Source organism: Streptomyces durbertensis, from assembly GCF_014156695.1.
Taxonomy (GTDB): domain Bacteria; phylum Actinomycetota; class Actinomycetes; order Streptomycetales; family Streptomycetaceae; genus Streptomyces; species Streptomyces durbertensis.
In genome coordinates this window covers 1-1409 of record NZ_WMLF01000747.1, presented here as the reverse complement: position 1 = coordinate 1409, position 1409 = coordinate 1, and the positions used below count along the sequence as shown (strand labels likewise).

Below are 1409 nucleotides of genomic sequence, written 5' to 3'. Positions count from 1 at the left end.
GGGGGGAGGTGGCGGCCGACCTCGGCGGTGGTGAGGCCGAGCCCGCCGAGGGTGATCGCGTCCCACGCCTGGAGCCGCTTGGTCTCCTCGTCCAGGTACAGCACGGACGCCGAGACCTTCTCCGGTACGTCCTGCTCGACGGCGCGCAGTCCGCCGCCTCCCGTGGAGCCCTCGATCATCATCAGCGTGCCCTTGTCGAGCACGCGCTGCTTGCGGTTGTGGGCGTGGCCGGCGAGCGCCAGCGGCACCTCGCCGTCGACCTGCTCGACGAGGGTCGGGTTGTGGCCGGCGGCGATGTCGACGGGTTTGCCGAGCACCTTCGAGGTGCGCAGCGCGGCGGCCAGCCGGCGGCCGGCGACGACCTGTTCGGACTCGTCCTCGATCTGCACCCTTCGGTCGGGCGTGAAGTGCGGGTCGCCCATGCCGGCGATGCGCAGTCCGGCGATCTCCAGGGGTTCGCCGTCGTCGAGGACGTGCACGTTCTCCATGTCCTCCAGGTACTCCTGGGTGGTGCGCGAGTCGTGGTTGCCGCGCACCCAGACGAAGGGCGCGCCGAGGTCGCTCGCCGGGTCGAGGAACGGGTTCTCGGCGGCCGTGCCGTGGTCCATCGTGTCGCCGGTGTCGATGATGACGTCGATGTCGTACTGCTCGACGAGGGACTCGATGATCCGCCACGCGGCCGGGTTGAGGTGGATGTCGGAGACGTGCAGCACCCGAGTGGTGTCCGGGTCGGGCTGGTAGGTCGGGAGGGTGGAGGCCGCGTTGTAGAGCTTGGACATGTTTGTCACCAGCCGGGCGAGTTCCTGCTGGTAGACGTCGAAGTCGGTGACGATGCGGCGGGCGTCGCCGACGAGGCTGGGGGCGCCGGCGAGCAGGCCGGAGAACCTCGGTTCGAGTACGGCTTTGGGGTTCCAGGTGGTGGCCGCCGCGGCGCCGGAGGCGGCCAGCACCGCCAGTGCCATGCCGCCGGCGAGCAGGGCCCGGCGGGGCCTGCGGTACACGGCCAGCCCGAGCGCCGTCGCGCCGGCCACGACCGCGACGAAGGACCGCAGCGCCAGGTCCCGGGTGCCGCTCTCGACGTCGGCGGCGACCATGTCCTGGAGTTCGCCGAAGCGTTCGGGGTTCTCGACGAGGTAGCCGGCCCGGTCCGGGTCCAGCCGGGTCACGTCGACGTCCAGGCGGAGCGGCCCGTGGTGGGTGTCCAGCTCCAGCGCGCCGAGCGGGGCGACGTTGATCTTGGTGCCGCCGGTGAGGGAGGGCCGGAGCGTCATGGTGGTGTCCATCGGACCCACCGGCTTGTGGACGCTCCCCACGATCAGCAGCCCGAGCCAGGCACCCAGCAGCGTCACCGCGACCATTCCGAGGGCGCGGACGAACGGCCGTGGGCCGGGGGCGAGTTCGAGTTCCGG

General features: G+C 71.8%; 1 protein-coding gene. It reads right to left on the bottom strand.

The annotated features are described in order from the left end of the window. Positions 1 to 1409: metallophosphoesterase family protein (locus GL263_RS26490; protein WP_228456851.1), on the bottom strand; the 1409-nt coding region annotated here is incomplete at both ends.